The organism is Haliea salexigens DSM 19537, from assembly GCF_000423125.1.
Classification (GTDB): Bacteria; Pseudomonadota; Gammaproteobacteria; order Pseudomonadales; family Halieaceae; genus Haliea; species Haliea salexigens.
Genome location: NZ_AUHJ01000001.1, coordinates 467,254 through 486,972, shown reverse-complemented (window position 1 = coordinate 486,972; position 19,719 = coordinate 467,254). Strand labels below are relative to the sequence as shown.

At 63.5% G+C, this 19,719-nt stretch carries 17 protein-coding genes and 1 riboswitch; of the genes, 10 read left to right on the top strand and 7 right to left on the bottom strand.

Features of this window, described 5'->3' with window-relative positions; translation table 11 throughout:
* Positions 1–28 precede the first annotated feature (28 nt).
* Complete coding sequence (gene sstT / locus G533_RS0102315; RefSeq protein ID WP_027948572.1) at positions 29–1,246, top strand: serine/threonine transporter SstT; 1,218 nt, start codon at positions 29–31, stop codon at positions 1,244–1,246.
* Positions 1,243–2,046 (top strand): PhzF family phenazine biosynthesis protein, encoded by an 804-nt coding sequence (locus tag G533_RS0102310; RefSeq protein ID WP_027948571.1) that lies wholly within the window; start codon positions 1,243–1,245, stop codon positions 2,044–2,046. The genes sstT and G533_RS0102310 overlap by 4 nt, the downstream gene beginning before the upstream one ends.
* Here the strand turns inward: G533_RS0102310 and G533_RS20195 are convergent.
* Both G533_RS20195 and G533_RS20190 read right to left on the bottom strand, forming a co-directional pair.
* Positions 2,031–3,884 (bottom strand): lytic transglycosylase domain-containing protein, encoded by a 1,854-nt coding sequence (locus G533_RS20195; protein ID WP_051229882.1) that lies wholly within the window; start codon positions 3,882–3,884, stop codon positions 2,031–2,033. The genes G533_RS0102310 and G533_RS20195 overlap by 16 nt on opposite strands.
* 114 nt (positions 3,885–3,998) lie before the next feature.
* Positions 3,999–5,237 carry a hypothetical protein gene (locus tag G533_RS20190; RefSeq protein ID WP_035525928.1) on the bottom strand — a complete coding sequence of 413 codons (1,239 nt, stop codon included), beginning with the start codon at positions 5,235–5,237 and terminating at the stop codon, positions 3,999–4,001.
* A gap of 141 nt (positions 5,238–5,378) precedes the next feature.
* Here G533_RS20190 and G533_RS0102295 point away from each other — a divergent pair, with 141 nt between their 5' ends.
* Complete coding sequence (locus G533_RS0102295) at positions 5,379–6,062, top strand: YIP1 family protein (protein WP_027948570.1); 684 nt, start codon at positions 5,379–5,381, stop codon at positions 6,060–6,062.
* Between the two features lie 12 nt (positions 6,063–6,074).
* Here the strand turns inward: G533_RS0102295 and G533_RS0102290 are convergent, their stop codons facing one another.
* The 5 genes from G533_RS0102290 to G533_RS0102270 all read right to left on the bottom strand — a co-directional run bounded on the left by G533_RS0102290 (position 6,075) and on the right by G533_RS0102270 (position 11,231).
* Positions 6,075–6,953, bottom strand: coding sequence for a cobalamin-binding protein (locus G533_RS0102290; RefSeq protein WP_027948569.1), 879 nt, complete (start codon positions 6,951–6,953; stop codon positions 6,075–6,077).
* A complete protein-coding gene (locus G533_RS0102285) occupies positions 6,950–7,729 on the bottom strand; it encodes a heme ABC transporter ATP-binding protein (RefSeq protein WP_240472340.1) in 780 nt (259 codons plus the stop codon). Before G533_RS0102285 ends, G533_RS0102290 begins: the two co-directional genes overlap by 4 nt.
* Positions 7,726–8,685 (bottom strand): FecCD family ABC transporter permease, encoded by a 960-nt coding sequence (locus G533_RS0102280; protein WP_144079764.1) that lies wholly within the window; start codon positions 8,683–8,685, stop codon positions 7,726–7,728. Before G533_RS0102280 ends, G533_RS0102285 begins: the two co-directional genes overlap by 4 nt.
* A 67-nt stretch (positions 8,686–8,752) precedes the next feature.
* Positions 8,753–9,361: a cob(I)yrinic acid a,c-diamide adenosyltransferase gene (gene cobO / locus G533_RS0102275; protein ID WP_027948566.1), complete on the bottom strand. Its 609-nt coding sequence runs from the start codon at positions 9,359–9,361 to the stop codon at positions 8,753–8,755.
* A gap of 10 nt (positions 9,362–9,371) precedes the next feature.
* Positions 9,372–11,231, bottom strand: coding sequence for a TonB-dependent receptor plug domain-containing protein (locus G533_RS0102270; RefSeq protein WP_027948565.1), 1,860 nt, complete (start codon positions 11,229–11,231; stop codon positions 9,372–9,374).
* Positions 11,232–11,342: 111 nt separating this feature from the next.
* Positions 11,343–11,484, bottom strand: a riboswitch (cobalamin riboswitch).
* A 124-nt stretch (positions 11,485–11,608) separates the two neighbouring features.
* Here G533_RS0102270 and G533_RS0102265 point away from each other — a divergent pair.
* The 7 genes from G533_RS0102265 (at position 11,609) to G533_RS0102235 (ending at position 19,718) form a co-directional block, all read left to right on the top strand.
* On the top strand, positions 11,609–12,121 hold the full coding sequence (locus G533_RS0102265) for a DUF501 domain-containing protein (protein WP_027948564.1): 513 nt from the start codon (positions 11,609–11,611) through the stop codon (positions 12,119–12,121).
* 2 nt (positions 12,122–12,123) lie between these two features.
* On the top strand, positions 12,124–13,086 hold the full coding sequence (locus G533_RS0102260; RefSeq protein ID WP_027948563.1) for an XdhC family protein: 963 nt from the start codon (positions 12,124–12,126) through the stop codon (positions 13,084–13,086).
* Entirely contained in the window at positions 13,083–13,697 is a 615-nt protein-coding gene (locus tag G533_RS20185) for a nucleotidyltransferase family protein (protein ID WP_051229880.1), read from the top strand. Before G533_RS0102260 ends, G533_RS20185 begins: the two co-directional genes overlap by 4 nt.
* 31 nt (positions 13,698–13,728) lie before the next feature.
* Positions 13,729–14,784: a 3-deoxy-7-phosphoheptulonate synthase gene (locus G533_RS0102250; protein ID WP_027948562.1), complete on the top strand. Its 1,056-nt coding sequence runs from the start codon at positions 13,729–13,731 to the stop codon at positions 14,782–14,784.
* Positions 14,785–14,816: 32 nt separating this feature from the next.
* Positions 14,817–17,279, top strand: coding sequence for a zinc-dependent metalloprotease (locus G533_RS0102245; RefSeq protein WP_027948561.1), 2,463 nt, complete (start codon positions 14,817–14,819; stop codon positions 17,277–17,279).
* Between the two features lie 148 nt (positions 17,280–17,427).
* The gene (locus G533_RS0102240; protein ID WP_027948560.1) at positions 17,428–18,597 is read left to right on the top strand and encodes a sulfotransferase family protein; all 1,170 of its coding nucleotides are present in this window, start codon (positions 17,428–17,430) and stop codon (positions 18,595–18,597) included.
* The gene (locus tag G533_RS0102235) at positions 18,594–19,718 is read left to right on the top strand and encodes a DUF1214 domain-containing protein (RefSeq protein ID WP_027948559.1); all 1,125 of its coding nucleotides are present in this window, start codon (positions 18,594–18,596) and stop codon (positions 19,716–19,718) included. Before G533_RS0102240 ends, G533_RS0102235 begins: the two co-directional genes overlap by 4 nt.
* The last annotated feature ends 1 nt before the right edge of the window (position 19,719 follow it).

Here is a 19,719-nt window from a genome sequence, read left to right as displayed (position 1 = left end):
TGAACACTGATTATCGGAGAGCCGCTGCATGCGTTTGATGTCACTGGGCCTGGTGCCCCAGATTCTGATCGGTGTTGCTCTCGGTGCTGCGCTGGGCGCTATCGCGCCCGCGGTTGCCGAGCCGTTGGGGCTGCTCGGGGCACTGTTTGTCGGCATGCTCAAGGCCGTTGCGCCCCTGCTGGTGATGCTGTTGGTGATGTCCGCAATTGCCAACCGGCATGAAAGCGGCAGTGATGGGCGCAAGTCAGCATTCACCCTGCTGCTGTACCTGACGGGGACGGTGAGTGCTGCGGTGGTCGCCGTAAGTCTGAGCTTTGCATTTCCGCAGGAAATCGTGCTGTCCGGGGTGGCCGGGGGAAGCCCACCGGTAGCCGTCAGCGATGTGTTATCTGATGTGTTGTTCAAGTTGATCGATAACCCGGTGAACGCGCTGCTCACGGGTAATTTTCTTGGCTGCCTTACCTGGGCAATTCTACTCGGCTTGAGCTTTCGGCGCGCCAGCAGCAGTTTTCGCGAACACCTGCAGACCCTGGCCATCGGTGTCAGCGACATTGTGCGCTACGTGATTCGTCTCGCCCCATTGGGCATCTTCGGTCTGGTCTGCAGTACGGTCGCAACGACGGGTCTGGACGCATTGGCCGGCTACGCCAGCCTCGCGGTATTGTTGGTGAGCTGCATGTTGATCATGGCACTCGTGGTCAACCCGTTGCTGGTATTTCTGGTGGTGCAGCGCAATCCCTACCCGATAGTCCTCAAATGTTTGGAGGAGTCGGGAATCACCGCGTTCTTTACCCGCAGTTCGGCGGCGAATATTCCGGTGAATCTGAACCTGGCAAAGAAGCTCGGTATCAGCGAGGAGCTGTATACGGTAACCATCCCGATTGGCGCCACAGTGAACATGGCCGGCGCCGCAATCACCATCACCGTGCTGACGCTGGCTGCCGCGAATACGCTGGGCATTGAGGTGTCGCTGGGCGGCGCGCTGCTGCTGTGCGTGATTGCCGCGCTCTCTGCCTGCGGTGCCAGTGGTGTTCCCTCGGGTAGCCTGCTGCTGGTGCCGCTGGCCTGCTCCCTGTTTGGCATTCCGCTGGATGTGGCCATGCAGGTTGTGGCGGTTGGCTTCGTGATCAGTGTAATCCAGGATTCCGCGGAAACCGCCCTGAACTCCAGTACGGATGTGGTGTACACCTATGCCGCGGATCAGTCGAGGCTGTTTCAGCCGGCGGTTGGCGGGGTGCAGTCATGACGGTGCGTCAGTATCAGGTCGATGCGTTTGCGGAGCAGGTATTCGAGGGCAATCCGGCTGCCGTGGTGCCCCTGGGTGCCTGGCCGGACGATGCGCTGCTGCAGGCCATTGCCATGGAAAACAACATTGCAGAGACGGCCTTTTTTGTCGCGGCGGGAGAGGGTTACGACCTGCGCTGGTTCACCCCTGCTGCGGAGGTGGACCTCTGCGGTCATGCAACGCTCGCCAGTGCTCATGTGCTGTACACCGAGCTGGGTTACACCGGGGAGTGTGTGCGCTTCTACACGCGCAGTGGTGAGTTGCGGGTTCGGCGTGAAGGCGCGCGTTATGTGATGGACTTTCCCGCCGTGCCGACAGCGCCCTGCGCGGTGCCGCCAGGCCTCGGTGAGGCGCTGGGTTGCGCGCCGCTGGAGGTGCAGGCGGGCGGCAATTACCTGCTCGCGGTTTATACGAGCGAGGCCGAAGTGGCTGCGCTGCAGCCCAATTTCGCGCGACTCGGCGAGCAGGATGCGCTGGGTGTGATCGCCACGGCGCCCGGTGAGCGGCACGACTTTGTCAGCCGTTTTTTCGCGCCCCGGTTGGGTGTACCGGAAGACCCGGTCACCGGCTCTGCCCATTGCCGGCTCGCGCCTTACTGGGCACAGCAACTCGATAAAACCGTGTTCTCGGCTCGCCAGATATCGCCGCGAGGCGGCGAGGTAGGCATCGCGTTGCAGGGCGAGCGGGTGCAGCTGTCTGGCACCGCTGTGCTGTTTATGACGGGGGAATTGTTCGGGCTGGCGCTTCAGGCACCGCCGTAACACTGCTTGACCGCGGCGGCACCGGTGCTGCGAATGGCCTGGTACTTCTCCCAGAACGCCTCATCGACGCCGCGCAGGTAAGCGCTTCTGCTCCCCTGGCGATAGCGCGTCAGGTGGCGCGGCCCGCCGTTGTACACGCCGTAGGTAGCGCGCGCGAGGTCGTCGACGTTGCCGTTCACTTTGTGTTCGCCGCGTTTGATGGCGTAGTCCACCAGATAGTGTGAGAGTATTTCGCTGCCCGCGCGTGCGTTGTAGCCGACATTATTCTGCAGGGCCTCGAGGTCGTAAATATTGCGCCAGACATGCTGGTTGATCTGCATGAGCCCTACTGAGCCGGCAGAGGAGCGAATTGGGGTGACCTTGCCGCCTTCTTCCACGAACTGGCGCCAGCAGGACTCCTGCCAGGCGGTAGCTCGCACCAGATCCTGATACAGCGTAAAGAACTCGCTGGGTACTGCGCCGCGCGCGCGCTCTGCGGCAATGCTTTCATCCAGCAGCTGCTCCATGGCCAGCAGATAGCGGTCCAGGTCAGCGGTTGCCGGCACCCAGCCGGTCAGCAGCTGTATCAGGCTCTTGCTCACCGAGCTGGCGTGCGCAGGGCGAATCAGCCAGGCAAAAGGGCCGGACGCGGTGGTTTCCCCCAGAGGCTCGCTGTCCAGTTGCGCCGGCAAGCCCAGCAGCGTGCGCAGTTCCGGGTCCACCGCCGTGCTGTAGGCCAGTTCGTCGTCGCTGACGCTGGGCGCCAGCAGGCGCGCGAGTCGGCGCAGGGTCTGGCTGTCGACTGCGAGGCCGAGCTGTGGCGCGGCGTTGTCCAGCGCCTGCAGCGCGTTCCCGGCGCTGAGAAAGGCCGCCAGCTCCAGGCTGCGACCGCCGGGAATGGCAGGCGCATTCTCGCGCAGCAGCGGGGCAAGGCGTGTCCAGGTGGAAAGGAACAGGCTACGTACCGGGTCCGTCCCCGTGCGTTCGCTGGCCAGTGCCTGACGAAGTTCGTAACGTGCCTCCATCAACAGGGCCAGCAACTCGGCGCGCAGTTCCGGGTCCGCTGGTGCAGCCAGATCCTTGACCAGCCAGGTAGCGAAGGCATCCCATGCCTGCCAGGCCTCGTCCCACGCGGCGAGTTCCGCGCTGCTGAGAGGACCCGTATCGCCCGTCGCCGTGGCGAGCGTGGGTATGCTGGGTGCCTGCAGGGTGAGGAGCACCGTCATTGCGCCCGGGCGGGCCTCTGCTCCCCGCAACTGCAGCGAGTGAGCGACCGCGCTGCGCTCGGCGAGATCCGCGGGTAGGGCATCGTGAATAAGCGAGCGCAACTCGGTGAGTGCCGGGCCGAAGTCCAGCGTGATGGCGCTGAGGCGCGGGTGGACCTGGCCCTTGATCCAGTCCCAGATCATGCCCGGCAATTTGCGGCTGCCATCCTCGCTGCTGAGCATGTTGGAGTCGGTCACGCGAAACGACACCTGATCGCTGCCTGGCATCACCCGAATATCTTCAAAGGTTTCAATGAGTCCGTTCCAGGCGACTGGCAGGCGGCAGCGCCCACCCAGCAACAATCCTATCCGCGCTTCAATACGGCTGGTGACACGCAGCTGGCCAGACTCGGTGCCTTCTACCCTGGGCTCGGAAAGCGTCAGCGCGTTGCAGGACTGGGAATCGTGGAACAGTTCCGCTTTCGCGTCCGTCCCCGTGAACAGCTGTACCGCGAGCGCCTCTTCCACGATGGCCAGGTCCAGCTCGAGAGGCAGTACGATGTCGGTGGCTGTGGCTGAAGCGGCACACAACAATGCCAGCACTGCGCCATGGCAGGCGTTGCACAGACGGGCGAGAAAGGGATGTTGGCGCATGGGGTGTGGCGACCGGCAGGCAAGGGAATACGGCGCAGATCATACTGCCAGCTCGCCCGGCGTGACAGACTGCGGGGCGCAATTATCTTCGGCAAAAAGTCATGCCGCGCTGGGTCAGCCGGCGTTCTCCAGGCCTGCGATCAGTGCATCCACATTGACCGCGTCCCCGGCAAGTTCGGCGACGATCTCCTTGAGCTGTGCCAGGGAGACACGACCGCGATCCTGCGCCAGTGCGCGGGCGACGTCATCAATGCCCGCGGCACCGTCTGTCGCCTTTGCCAGCGCCTGGTCGAGCCGGTGCATGAAAATGGCGGCGCGGGCCGTCACCGGCCCGGAAGAACGCCGCGCGAACAGCGTGTCTGCTTCCCTGGCCCAGTCGGTTTTCCACTCGAGCACCTGCTCGTAGCGCCAGTCACTCATGCCGCCGGTGCGAAACAGGATGGCGGAGGCGTAGTATTCCGCCAGCCCTTCGACGATCCAGTCCGCCCGCTTGCCGCCGCTGATACCGGTGCCGACATGGATCAGCTCATGGATCAAGCTGCTGGTGCGGTTGCCGCTGATCATCGGGCGATCCGCGTGCATGAACAGCGACCGCGTGCCGGACAGGCCGCCGCGCCACATGGGTTTGCCCGCCGTCACGATCAGCAACTGGTCGGGAAACCCGGGTAACACCGCTTTGACCGCCGGCAGGTTCCAGCCGATGAACGCGAGGGTGTCCTGCAGGCGATCACCCTGGCCCGCCGGTGCAGCAACGCGCACGTCGGTACCGGCAATGATGTCCTGTCGACTGGTGATCTCCCCGAGGATCAGCCACCCTTTGGGACGCGGGAAAATGCGCCCCGGGTCCGAGAGCAGGTATCTCGCGCTATCTTCCTCGCGGGTAGGATAGGGCGCGGCAACCGACCAGCCCTCGGGCAAGAGGAACTGTAATTCTGCCTGCCCCTCCAGGCCTTTCGGTACACGCGCTGCAATCGGCGGAACCAGCTTGTCACTGCGCAGTATTGCCCAATGCTCAGTGAGCAGCGAGTCATAGCTGCCGCTCGCTTTCTGTTCGTCAATGACAAACTCGTAGTGCAGGCTGTCTTCCGGTTCGCGCGGTTTCCATACGGCGCTGTTGTCGTCGAGGCGCAGTCCATGCTCCGCTGTTACCGACCGGTGTCTTTCGGGGTCCAGGCTCAGGGTCAGCTGACTGGGCAGTCGTTCACCGCGCAGGCGTATCTCCACCCGGGCAACATCGCTGTCCGGGTGCACTTTGGCGCGGTAGAGAATCTCGTAGTCTGCTGCCTTCGCCGCCGAGGACAGGAGCAGTAGGGAGAACAGAGTAGCGAACAACTTTTTGTGCAAAGTGACCATGTTAACCGGAGACCTGTCTGGTTTGGACAAGGAGAATACCAGTGGCGTTGGCAAAATCCATACCGATGGTATTTGTGCCGTTGCGCACGTAGTATTTCCCTGCGGTCCCTGACAATAGCAATAAACAGGAATGGAGGCGTCATGAGCGTAAATAACGGTTTCGATATCCAGCAGATCATCGCGCAGGCTCGCGAGGTGATCACGCGGCCAGTCAACTATTTTCAATCGATGGAAAAGACCGGCGGGTTCGGTGACCCGGTCTTATTTGTGGCCGTCATGGGCGCCGTGGCGGGCGTCATCGCCGCAGTCTTCGCATTGTTTGGCTCTGCCGGTGGCCTGTTGGCCGCGGTGTTCGGTGCGTTGATTTTCGGCCCATTGATGGCAGTGCTCGGTGCCTTTATCGGGGCCGCCGTGCTCTATGTCATCTGGAAGCTTATGGGGTCGACGGAGGATTACGAGACTGCATTTCGTTGCCAGGCGGCTCTCGCTGCGCTCTACCCGGTTAGTGCGTTGCTCGGCATTGTGCCCTACATCGGCGGCATCGTAACGATCGCCTGGGGGGCATGGCTGTTGGTTGAGGCGAGCGTTGCCGTGCATGCCCGGCCGCGCAGGACGGCGCAGATTGTGTTCGGCGTGCTTGCGGTCCTGTTCATCTTCACCAGCTTGGGTAGCGAGCGTGCCTCGCGTGAAATGGATGCGCGGATGGAGGAGATGGGTGAGCAATTTGAGGGCATGGAAGAGATGTCCCCCGAGGAGGCCGGACGCAAGCTAGGCGAGTTCCTGAAAGGAATTGAGCAAGGTGCCCAGGGCGGTGGTGATCAGTAGCCTCAGGGTCGCTTATTTCCCGGTGCGCACGGCCTCCAGTTTTCTACAGAGGTCCCGCGCCCCGTCCAGGGCGCGGGCGGTCGGGCGCTGAATCAGGTCCGGGTTGACCGACAGCAGGCCGCCACTCAGCGCCCGTAACCCCGGGTATTGTCGCCAGTGCTCGAGCCATTCGGGGTGTGCCGTCTCCATGCCGCCGGCCACAATTACGCGCGGATTGCGCGCGAGAACGGATTCCAGATTGATCCGGGGTGCGAGTGTTGCTGCATCCGCGAAAATATTCCTGCCGCCACAAAGCGTAATGATCTGGCTGATCAGGTGTTCACCGTTCACGGTCTGCAATGGCTGGTGCCATATCTGATAGAACACTGGCAGGGGCGGCGCGGCGCCGTACTCCGCCGCCAACCGCGCAAATCCGTCCTCAAGGCGTTGTGCCTCGGTTTCACTGTGCGCCTCGGTACCCGCCAGTTGCCCCAGGCGGCGGATGCTTGCGGGGATGTTGTCGAGTGAGCGTAATTCGCTGACATAGACGGGAATGCCCAGCCGCTCGAGTTTCTCCAGAGCGCCGGCCCCGTTGCCGGAGCCCCACATCAGTATCAGGTCGGGTTTGCTGGCCAGGATCTGCTCCAGGCTGAAAGCGTTGAAAGAGCCCACGAGGGGAAGACTGCGGGCCTGTGCGGGAAAATCGCTGTAGCTCACTACACCCACCAGGCGGTCGCCGGCCCCGGCGCTATAGAGGTTCTCCACAATGTGTGGGGCTAGCGCCACGATGCGCTGTGCGGGCTCTGGCAGTGTCACGGTGCGCCCGGCGAAATCCACTACCGTCACGGTCCCGGCGATGAGGGTGCCAGCGTAGCCCGTCAGCAGGCAGCACAACGCGAGAATACGATTCACAGGCCAATAACCAGTGGTTGACGCCCGTTGGGATGCGGCTGCACCAGCACCTCGGCGTGAAACAGTTCCCGGAAAAGAGCCGGTGTGAGGACGGCCTCTGGGCTGCCGCTGGCTACCGCCTGCCCTGCGTCCAGCACCAGCAGCCGATCGCTGACGCTAGCGGCCAGGTTGACATCGTGCACCACGAGCATGACGGCACAACCCCGCGCGGCGATGTCGGCGATGACCGTGACCAGCTGCTGTTGATGGGCAAGATCCAGCGCTGCTGTCGGTTCGTCCAGCAGCAGGAGCGTACCGCTCATGTCCGTGCTGTGCCACAGCTGCGCCAGCACGCGGGCAAGCTGTACGCGCTGCCGCTCGCCACCCGACAGCTGGGTATACAGCCGGTTGCGCAGAGAAAGTGTATCTGTCGCGCGCAATACCTGACGCACAATGTCCTGATCGGCACGCAGGCCGGTGCTGTGCGGCGTGCGCCCCAGCAGCACCACTTCCTCCACGGTGTAGGGGAAATTGAGCAGGGAGAGTTGCGGCAGGAAAGCCCGCCGCTGCGCAAGCTGCTGCCGCGGCCAGCTATCCAGCGCGCGACCCGCAAAGCGCAGGCTGCCGCTCGTGGCTGCAAAGTCGCCGGCAAGCAGGCGCAGCAGGCTCGATTTACCGGCGCCGTTGGGGCCGATGAGCCCGATGACTTCGCCGGGCTCAAGTCGGAGGTTGATGTCCGTCAGCACCGGGTCGCCCCAGGGTGCGGCATCCACGCTCTGCAGCGCGAGCAAACTCACGTTTGCATACCATAGTGGTGTCGCTGGCGCAGCAGCGAGATGAAGAATGGCACGCCGATGAGTGCGGTGATGATACCGACCGGCAATTCCGTGGGGGCCAGCAGGGTCCGTGACAGGGCATCTGCGCACACCAGCAGAATGGCACCGCCCAGCGCGCTGGCGGGCAGCAGGGTACGGTGGTCGGGGCCGATCAGCAGGCGCACGATATGCGGTACCACCAGACCGACGAAGGCGATGGTGCCCACCAGGGCCACCGACGTCCCCACACCGATGGCCACCCAGGTGATCAGCGCGAGTTTTGTGCGGTTGACCGCGATACCCAAATGCCGGGCCTCGGATTCGCCGAGCAACAGTGTATTCAGTGGCAGTGCATAGCGCGGAAGCGCCAGAAGCACGGAACCTGCTACCACCGTGGCGAGCAACAGGCGGGGCAGTGTGGCACCATCAAGGCCGCCCATTTTCCACAGGCTGATCTGGCGCAGGCGCTCGTTGTCTGTGAAAAACTCCAGCAGGCTGCCGGCCGCACCCGCGAGTGCGGTAATCGCGATACCCGCCAGTAACATGGTGGCGACTGAGGTACCGTTGTCAGAGCTGGCCAAGCGGTAGACCAGCAGTACGGCGAGCACGCCGCCGACGAAAGCCGCCAGCGAGACCAGGCTCAGGCCCATAAAGCCCGTCAGGCTGCTGCCCCCGGCCACAATCAGCAGTGAGGCGCCCAGCGACGCGCCCGCTGTTACGCCAATCAGGGAGGGGTCCGCGAGCGGGTTGCGAAACAGCCCCTGCATGGCCGCGCCACTCATCGCCAGCGTGGCACCGATGATGCCGGCCAACAGCACACGCGGCAGACGTATCTGCTGCACAATGAGGCTGGCCTGGCCGCGGTCAACGCCCAGTAGTGCGGCCACCGTGTCACCCGGAGCGATTTTGACTGCGCCGCTGCCCAGCGCGAGAAGCATGGCGAGCGGCAGCGAGGCGGCCAGCAGCAACAGCAAGCGCTGCGCCCGCCGTCGACGGTGGATGACGTTAGTAATCAACGCCGAGCCGGGCCTTGATGCCGGCGTTGTAGGCGTGTTTGATTTCCTTCACTTCCGAGACGGTGTCCATGATCTCCTGCAGTGCCTTGCCGCCGCCACGGCCGGTGACCACCACGCTTTGCTCGGCCGGCCTGCCGGCAAGCGCGGCAAGCACCGTCTCCTCAGGCAGGTAGTCGAAGGCCAGCATGTAGGTGAGTTCGTCCAGTACAACAAGGTGGTACGCAGGGTTGGCCAGCATGGCCGCGGCCTGCTCCCAGGTGCGCTGGGCGGCCGCGATATCTGCGCTGCGGTCCTGGGTGTCCCAGGTGAACCCCGTGCCCATCTGGTAGAAATCTACCTGCGGGCACTGCTCCCGCAGGTAGATTTCCTCCCCGGAGAGCTGTTCACCCTTGATGAACTGCACTACACCCACCTTGTAACCGTAGCCGAGAGCGCGCATGACCATGCCGAAAGCAGAACTGGATTTGCCCTTGCCATTGCCGGTGAGCAGGATACTGACCCCACGCTCTGTGCTGGCGGCGCTGATGCTGGCATCCACACTCGCCTTCTGCTTCTGCATGGCTTTCTTGTGTCGTTCGTTCTTGCGCTCGTCTGTCATGGTGGTGCTCCTAGAAACTGTAGCGAACGCCCGCGTAGGCGGCGCGCTCGCTGCTGCGATAGCTGGGGATTTCCTCATAGCTCGCATCCAGCAGATTTTCGACCCGGCCATACACTTCAAGGCGCGGCGTGAAGCGGTAGCGGACGTTCATGTCGACCACTTCGTAGTCGTCTAGCTTCGAGCCATCAAACTCCTGGGCATCACGGGATGCGCGCAGGTTCAGGCTGAGCAGCAGCTGTTCCCCGAGTGAATGCCATTGCAGACCCAGATTGGCGAGATGCCGCGGGCGATACACCCGCTGGCCACCGGCCGCGGTTTCGGTATCGTTGTAGGTGTAGTTGCCCTGCAGGCTGAGTCGCATTGGTAGAGGTACGTCGGCCGTCAGCTCAACGCCGCTGGAGTCGCTGTTGTCGCTGCCCTGCAAATAGCCCGAGAAGTTCTCCAGGTCGAAGTAGATTTCGTCCTCCAGCTTTTGCGTGAAATACACCGCCTCCAGCACCAGCCCGCTGTTACTGTACCACCCGGCACCGAGCTCATAGCCCTCGCTGCGTTCCTCCTGCAGTTCAATGCCTGCTGCGGGCGGGCTGGCAAAAAAGCTTCTGTTATAGGCCACTTCATACAGGCTGGGCGCGCGAAATCCGGTGCTCCAGGCGGCCTTGAGTTTCACTTCACCGGCATTGAGGGCCGGCAGCAGGTAGGCGGCGCTGACGCGGTAGGAGTCGTGACTGCCGAAGTCTTCATTGTCGTCGTAGCGTGCACCGGCAGTAAAAAACAGCTGGTCGGCGACGCTGCCCTGGTACTCCAGGTAGTAGCCGGTCTGGTCGCGCTCGGTGTCGAACGTGCCATCGTTCAGTGACTGTGTCTCGTGGTCGACGCCGTACACCAGTTGCAGGTTTTCCCCCGGTGCATAACTGCCGAGGTAGGTAACACGGGTCAGGTCACCCTCGGTGCCAAAACCCGGCAGGCCAGCGGTAAACAGCTGCCGTTCTGTTTCGCTGCGATTGTAGGCAAGTTCGTGCTGGAACTGTTCGCCACGGAAGCTGGCGGCTGCACGCAGCGCCTGTTGCTCGTAGCTGTCTGCACAGCGATTACTGGGTGCGAAGGTATCGACGGTAAAGCAGTTGTCGTATTGATTGTCGCTGTCGACATCGCGGCCGACCAGTTCCAGCCGCAGTTGATCGTTGACATTCCAGCCTGCCCGCGCGTGCAAGGTGCGGTTGTCGTAGCCGTCGTCGTCTGCTGGATCGGTGTCGGTCGTGCGCGAATTGAAGCCGTCGGTACTGTAGTCAGCGAGTGACAGGTTGCCATCGAGATGCTCGTTGCCGGCGTGAAATTCCGCGCTGTATTGCGAGGTGCCGTAGCGCCCGGCTTCAGCGGCGAGCTGTCCCCCCGCACCGGGCTGTGTGGCGCGAGTGCTGATGTTGATAACGCCACCGGCATCAGCGCCGTACATCAGTCCCTGGGGTCCGCGCAGGATTTCCACCCGCCGTACACCGCTACTTAGCAGATGCTCAAGACGTGGACCGAACTGCGGTGCCGTGGTGTCGGACACGTTGATTCCGTCAATCAGCAGCAGGGTGCGATACGCCTCTTCACCGCGTATCCGCAGCGAGGACACCTTGCCCGCGCCCCCGTTGTTGGTGACCGCCACGGAAGGTGCCGTGCGCAGGATATCCTGCAGACTGGCGAACCCCAGACGCTGGATGTCCTCGGCGCTGATGATCGATACCGAGGTGGCAACTTCGCGCAGGGGCATGGCGACGCGCGAAGAGCTGATAACGATTTCTTCCAGCGCCGGGTTAGTGGTATTGCCCAGGGCGGGCAGGCTGGTAGCCAGCGCAACGGCGCCGGCGAGTTTTACTGCTTTCATAGGTAGTCCTCAATGCCGTGACACGGGTGGCGATTGAGGGAGGGGATCAGGGAACGCAATGCGGGGAGGCATCATGCAACCTTCAATGAAGCCCTCCGCTCCATCGTTGCTCGTAACAGGCAGGTATCGGGCTCACAGAGGACTCTGTTTACCGTTGCGGGGGCAGCGGAGGGATCGGCGCTGTGCCTTACCTCACTTCCCATTTAACCTGCCCAGCCGTGTCAAGCGACACCAGCGGCAGGCACCTGGTACGCCGCGCACTGTAGAGCCCACAGGGCGGGCTGTCAATTGTCCAGATTGTGTCCGGGTGCTGCAGGCGTCGTTCTGTCGTCTTGCTTGGCGTAGAATGCACAGCTCGTGGTGCGATGAGGGCAGTCATGACAGTTTTGGCAACACAGAGAGCGCAGGTGGCAGAACGCCTCGGCCGCGAGCCCCGCGGCCTGCGAGAGATTGCGGTAGCGGATGAGGCCGGTCACCCGCGGGTGATTCGTGTCGCTTCGCTGGTCGAGCGCACGCCGTTTCCCACCATGTTCTGGCTGGTCGACCCCGCATTGAACTACCGGATTGACCGGGAGGAGGCGAGTGGGCTGATCGCGCGGTTCCAGCGTCAGGTCGATGAGGACCCGGCCTTGCAGAAGTGCATGGCCGAAGACCACGCGGCCCATATCAAACTGCGTGATGAACACCTGACGCCGGACGAGCGTCAGGCGCTGGAACAGTTGGGCTTTGCCGACGTGTTACGACAGCGCGGCATTGGCGGAATCGCCGACTCAGGGCGTATTCGCTGCCTGCACACCTGGTACGCGGCGCACCTGGTAGTGCCCAATACTATTGGCAGGCTGCTGGATGCTCACTGGGCGGCCCAGCCAGCCGCAGACGGCGAGGCGTAGCCGTGCAGAGTGCCAATCAGGCCGTTCTCGAGGCGGCGCTTGCCTGGCTGCAGCGGCGGGAGACCGCCGTCTGGTTGTGTACGGTCGCCGCCGCGCAGGGTTCTTCACCACGACCTCCGGGTTCATTGCTGGTGTGCAATGCGCAGGGTGAGCACGTGGGCTCGCTCTCTGGTGGCTGTATCGAGGAAGACCTGATGCAGCGGTTGCGCTCCGCCGCACTGCCGGTGGCGGGTGCCGAGCTTGTGCCGTATGGCGTGACCGCGGAGCAGAATGAACGCCTTGGTTTACCCTGCGGCGGCCGCTTGCAGGTACTGGTGCAGCGGCTGCAACCCAACCGGGACGAGGCGTGGCTGGAGGCAGCGCTAACGGCGCTGGCGGAGCGGCGCTGCCTGCAGCGCCGGGTGTCGATTCCCACCGGTATCACGCAATGGTTACCGGTTGCGACTCACGGCCAGTTGCAGCTGTTGGAAGCCGAACTGGTGCAGACCTTCGGCCCGCAAATGCGCATGCTGCTGGTGGGCGCGGGTCAACTCAGCCAATCCCTGGCGGAGTTGGCACTGGCGATGGACTACGATGTCCTGGTGGTGGACCCCCGCGAAAGCGTGCGTGCGCAGTGGCCGGGGCCCGCCGTGCCCCTGCTGGACGGCATGCCGGATGACGCCGTGCGCACGCACGCCAGTGATCGCCACAGCATTGTGATTACACTCACCCACGATCCCCGCATCGACGACATGGCGCTGATGGAGGCGCTGATAACCGAGGCCTGGTACGTCGGCGCGCTGGGCTCCCAGAAAACCACCGAGAAACGCCTGGGACGGCTGCGGCAGCTCGGCGTGAGCGATACGCAGTTGGCCGCTTTGCATGCGCCGGTGGGCCTGGATATCGGCAGCAAGACCCCGCTGGAAATTGCGGTATCGATCATGGCGCAGTTGGTGAGCCTGCGCCGCGGGCGCCGGCCAGCGTGACCGTTGGCGTGCTGTTGCTCGCCGCCGGTGAGGGGCGACGGTTTGGCCGTGACAAGCGCCGCGCGCAGGTCCCTTCCGGGCAGACGGTACTGGCTACTTCCATCGCTGTGATTCGTGACACGGGCCTGCCGCTGCGGGTCTGCCTGCGTCCCGGTGAAGCGCAATTGGCTCAGCAGTCAGGCTTGCAGCCGGAGGAAGTGATCGCCTGCGAGCGCGCGCGCTGCGGCATGGGTAGCACGCTGGCGGAGGGCGTTGCGCAGCTGCCGGCATGGCAGGGAGTTCTGGTGGCACTGGCGGATATGCCTGCCATTCAAGCGTCGACCTTTGCCGAGGTGGCCGCGGCGCTGGGGGAGGATGCCATCGTGGTGCCCACCTGGCGGGGGAGCAGCGGTCACCCCGTGGGCTTTGGTAGCCGCTGGTTTGGCCGCCTTGCAGGCCTGCGTGGAGACATGGGTGCACGCACGCTGGTGCGCGAGGCAGGTGCGCAGCGTACGCTGCTGGCAGTTGCCGACCCCGGTATTCTCAGCGACGTTGATTTCCCCTCTGATCTCGCCGGGATCGGGCGGTCCGGCGGCGCTCAGGCTGCCAGCAGCAAGTGCCCGGTGGTATAGTGGTCGGCTCTGAACCAGATATCGGGATCCCATGACCACCAACACAGACGACCTGCGCATCCGGCGCACCAATGAACTGGTTGCGCCCCAGCAACTCATCAGTGATATCCCCCTGGACGAGGCGGCGGCGCAGAGCGTGAGTGCGGCACGCCGCAGCATCCACGATATTCTGGCCGAAAAGGATGACCGCCTGCTGGTGGTCGTGGGCCCCTGTTCCATTCACGACCCCGATGCGGCCCGGGATTATGCCCAGCGTCTGCAGCGTGTGGCGCGGTCGCTGCAGGCCGACCTGCAGGTGGTCATGCGGGTGTATTTCGAGAAACCGCGCACCACGGTGGGCTGGAAAGGGCTGATTAACGACCCGGACCTGAACAACACGTTCCAGATCAACAAGGGCCTGCACCTCGCCCGTCAATTGCTGGCAGACCTCGCCGCCATGGGCTTGCCGACCGGCACCGAATACCTGGACCTGATCAGTCCCCAGTATGTGGCGGACCTGGTGGCCTGGGGCGCGATCGGGGCACGCACCACCGAGAGCCAGACGCACCGCGAACTGGCCTCGGGGCTGTCCTGCCCGGTGGGCTTCAAGAACGCGACCGATGGCGACATACAGGTGGCGATAGACGCCATCAAGTCGGCGTCCCAGCCGCACCATTTCCTGTCGGTGACCAAGCAGGGCCATTCCGCGATTTTCCAGACAGCGGGCAACGAGGATTGCCACATCATTCTGCGCGGTGGCAAGCATCCCAACTACGACATGTTCTCGGTGGACGATGCGGCCGCCATGCTCCGCAAGGCGGGCCTGCCCGCACGCATCATGGTGGATGCCAGCCACGCCAACAGTCGCAAGATACCCGCGCGGCAGGTGGATGTGATTCGTGATATCGGCGCCCAGGTGGCGCGGGGCAACAGCGCCATCTTTGGCTTGATGATCGAGAGCAACCTGATCGCCGGGCGCCAGGATGTGGTCGCCGGTGAATCGCTGGTTTATGGCCAGAGTATTACCGACCCGTGTATCGACTGGGAGCACACGGAAACGCTACTTGAAGAACTGGCGGCTGCCGTGCGCACGCGGCGCGGGCTGTAGCCGCTTTGCCTGGCCACGCCACAGGAGGGGATATGGTGAAGCGCCTTTTCTGGGCATGTGCAGTACTTGTGCTGGCCGCCTGCAGTGATTCTGCACAAGAGGGTGGCACGTCTGGCGTTCCGGAAGTCGAGGCCCACACGGCGGGAATGCAGTACCTGGCGGGCTTCCAGAACCTTTACTGGGACGACGCAGGCGGACGTCTGTACCTGGAAATTACCGCCTTCGAGCAGCCCTTCATTTACGTCAGCAGCTTGTCCAGCGGTGTCGGTTCCAACGATCTGGGCCTTGATCGGGGGCAGCTCGGCAACACCCGTCTGGCGCGGTTCAGCCGGGTGGGTGACAAGGTACTACTGATGGCCGATAACCCCGTGTACACGGCGCGCAGCAGCAACGCAGACGAGCGTCGCGCCGTGGAGGAGGCCTTTGCCCGTTCCGCGCTGGCCAGTTTCCCCGTGGTGGCCCGCAGCGGCGATCGTGTGCTGGTGGATGGCACGGATTACTTTGTCAGCGATGTGCACGGTGTCGCGCGGCGGCTGAAGGACCGCGAGGAGGGTGATTACCGCGCTGATCCGGATCGCTCTGCCATTTACCTGCCCCGTACCCGCGCTTTTCCCGATAACACCGAGGTGGATGCGCTGGTCACCTTGGCAGGCGAACCTGCCGGCCAGCAGCTGGCCACCGTCACACCCGATCCGCGGTCACTGAGCGTGCACCAGCATCACTCCTTCGTTCGCCTCCCCGAGCCCGGCTACGAGCCCTTGCCCTACGACCCGCGTGCGGGCTTTATCGACCCGGATTACGATCGGCAACGGGTCGACTATGCGGTGCCCATCGGTGAGCCGGTTCGCCAGCCCTATGCCTGGCGCCATCGACTGCAGAAGAAGGATCCGCAAGCGGAACGCAGTGAGGCCGTGGAGCCAATTGTCTACTATCTGGACCGGGGAGCCCCCGAGCCGGTGCGCAGTGCACTGATGGAAGGCGCCGCCTGGTGGAATGAGGCCTTTGCAGCGGCGGGTTATGACAACGCCTTCCAGGTTCGTCTCCTGCCCGAGGACGCCGACCCGATGGATGTGCGCTATAACGTGATTCAATGGGTACATCGCTCCACGCGCGGATGGTCCTACGGTGCCAGCGTGCGCGACCCGCGCACCCAGGAAATCATCAAGGGCCATGTAACCCTGGGTTCGCTGCGCGTGCGGCAGGATTACCTGCTGGCGGAAGGGTTACTGGCGCCCTATGCGGAAGACGGCAGTGTGCCTGAGGCCATGCTGGACTTTGCCCTGGCGCGTATTCGTCAGCTCGCGGCGCATGAAGTGGGTCATACCCTTGGCCTGGAGCACAACTTTGCGGCGAGTGCGGACGGGCGGGCGTCGGTGATGGATTACCCCCACCCGTACGTCATATTGGACGCTGCGGGCGAGCCTGATCTTTCCCAGGCCTACACCACGGGCCTCGGTGAGTGGGACAAGCGAGCCATTCTGCATGGCTACCAGCATTTCCCCGATGCGGTGGATGCCGCCGCGGCGCGAGAGCAGATTGTTCGCGATACCTATGCGGCGGGCCTGCACTATGTGGCCGATGTGCATTCCCGTGGCGACGCCTTCGCCGTCGGTGCCGGCCCGGCACACCCGCTGGGCAGTCTGTGGGACAACGGCAGTGATCCGGTGCAAGAGTTGAATCGGCTGATGGACCTGCGGGCTAGCGTGCTGGCGCGCTTTTCCGAGCGCAGTGTGCGGCTGGGTCGACCTCTGGCCCAGCTGGAGGATGTATTGGTGCCGATGTACCTGATGCATCGCTATCAATTACAGGCGGCGGCCACACTCATTGGTGGTCAGGTGTTTAGTTATGCATTGCGTGGTGACGGGCAGGTGCCCGTGGCCGCGGTGCTGCCCGCGCAGCAGCGCGCCGCGCTGGAGGCGTTGCTGGCAACGCTGGCACCGGATGTGCTGGCCATGCCTGCGGACCTGTTGGCGCTGATACCGCCGCGCCCACCGGGGTATGGCGACGGCCGCGAGCTGTTCCCCCGCGACACCGGCTACGTGTTCGACCCTCATGCGGCAGCGGCCACCGCCGCGGGCCTGACTCTGGATATGTTGCTGAACCCCACCCGTGCGGTGCGCATGAACAATAACCAGGCCCGCTCCGCCGCCCAGCCCGGCTTCCCGGAGCTGCTGGATGCCGTGCTCAAGCGCAGCTGGTATGCGGAGCCCGCGCAGGGCAATACCGGCGCACTGCAGCGGGTTGTCAATATGGAAGCGCTGGCGCGGCTGCTGCGTTTGGCGCGCACCGCCGAGGTGCAGCCCCAGGTACGCGCAGAAAGCCTGGACGCACTGCTGGCACTGCATGGCTGGCTGGAGCAGCAGGCACAAGTGGTCTCACCTGCCTGGCGCGCGCACTACCGTTTCGGGCGACTGCAGATACAGCACCTGCTGGACACGCCGGGTGTCCTGCAGGGATTGCAGCCGCACGTGGCTCCTCCGGGCTCCCCCATCTGAGCCAGAGCTGGTGGGCGGGTCGCTGGTCTCGTTTGTTATACCAGCAACCGGCAGTCTCGCTTTCGGGGGTGCTTGCCCGCGCGCAGCTTTGTAGAGTGTAGCGCGGCGGAAACGCCATAATAATAATGACGATGAAAAGGAAGTCCCTGTGCTGGAACTGGAAGCATTGCGCCAACAGGCGATGGTGGATACCGGGTTGGAAGATTTTGGCGACCCGGCCTTTTACGAGGCACTGGAGCGCCTGCTCGAGGCGCTGCACACCGAAGCGAGGCTGAATGAGTTTGGTCACATGCGGGCTGAAATGACCATCCTTGACGGGCTCTCGCGGCGCCTGGAGATAGAAGATTACCTCACCTCTCACCCGGAGGTTGGCGAGCAGCAGGTACAGCGCCCGGTGTTCATTCTGGGCCTGCCGCGCACCGGCACGACGGCCCTGCATCACCTGCTGAACCAGGATCCCCGCAATCGCACCCTGCGCCTGTGGGAGGCCCAGCAGCCTGTGCCACCTCCGGAGACGGCGTCCTACACCAGCGATCCGCGTATTGCGGCGCGCGCCGAGGGCGTGGCCCTGACCGAGACGTTTCTCCCCGGCTTTCGCCAGACTCACCTGATTGATGCCGAAGAGCCGGACGAGTGCTACATGCTGCTCAACCGCAATTTCATGTCGGTTGAATACTCCGCGCTCTTTCACGTGCCCAGTTACGCCAACTGGCTGTATGCGAATCTGTGTCGTTCTGACAGCTACGACTATCACCGCCGGCAGTTACAGCTGCTGCAGTCGCGGCATCCCGGGCAGTGGGTGCTCAAGGCGCCATTTCATCAGCTCGGCCTGCGGGAGATACTGCGGGTGTACCCCGATGCCATTATCGTCCAGACCCACCGCGCACCGCTGGCGTTTGTCGGTTCAGGTTGCAGCTTCAGCGAGGTGCTGCGGCGCAGCAGCAGCGACAGCATTGATCGCGCGGAAATCGGCCGTGACTGGATGACCATGCTGACCGCCTATACGCGTACATTCGAAGCAGATCGCGCCGCGCTGGAACCGACGCACCCGGGGCAATTCCTCGATGTGTATCACGATGAATTCGTCGCCAACCCATGGCGAGTGCTGGAACAGCTGTATGCCCTGCGCGACATGCCGCTGCAAACGGATGTACGGCAGCGTATGCAGGCCTGGCTGGACAATCACCCGCGCGGCAAACACGGGCTGCACCGCTATCGGCTTGAGGACTACGCCATCACTCGTGAAGAGGTGGCGGCACTGTTCAAGGACTACATGCAACGTTACGACCTGACACTGGATGAAGAGGCAACGGTATGAATGAACCGGCGAACGCAGAACAGCGCGTGATGGATGGCAGTACCTGGAGTGAGTTCTGCGATGCGCTGAAAGAGGCGGGTAGTCTGGTGGACGCCGAGAACGCTCCGCAGGATGCGTTTACCCGCGCCGAGGGTTACCGCTATTTATCGCGTATGTTGCGCGCCGGGCTGGAGAGCTTCCTCGAAGCGGGTGACCCGCGCTTTCCCGAGTTGCGTTGCCCGGCACACGAAACCATCAAGCTCGGTGCCGACAACCCGGATAACCACTACCAGACGGCGACCATCGATCCGCAGTATGACTACCGGATAACGGGGACGCGAGGCACGGTGAATTATCTGGGCTTTGGTACCGTGATCAATCGTTACAGCAGTGGCGGTGGCATGAAAACCGATGGTTGGCTCGACTCGCGGGACATGGATATCAACCCCGACGGTACGTTGGAGATCATTGTCAGCCAGCGCCAGCAGCCGGGCAACTGGCTGCCCATGGGGCCCGAGACCAACTCGCTGAACGTGCGTCAGACGTTCCAGGATCGCCGTGGCGAGACGCGCGCGGAAATTCGCATAGAGCGTATCGGCGCGGAGCACGAGCGGCCCGAGCCGCTATCGCCGGAAAAGCTCGACCGTGCCTTGCAGGGCGCGGTGCAGTTCATGCGCAGCACCACCGGGCTGTTTGAAGGTTGGGCGGCGAGCTTCCTACCGACCCTGAATCAGGTGGCGCCAGCGGACCAAGCATTTTGCCAGGCCATTGGCGGCGACCCCAATATCTACTATTTTCACAGTGCCTGGGAGCTCGCACCGGACGAGGCGCTGTTGATTGAGGCGCCCGTGGTGCCGGCCTGTCAGACGTGGAACTTCGTGCTGCAGAACTGGTGGATGGAATCACTGGACTTCCGTTACCACCAGATTCACTTCAACAAACACACCGCCGCCTATGAAGAGGACGGCGGGGTGGTGATCGTGGTGGCGCACGAGAAGCCGCCGCAGGCGAACTGGGTGGAAACCGCGGGCCACCACACGGGCACCCTGTGCTGGCGCTGGATAGGTGCCAGTGAGCACCCGCCGGTACACGCCCGCGTGGTCAAGTTCAGCGAACTCGCCGGGCTTCCCGGCCGCCGCTGAG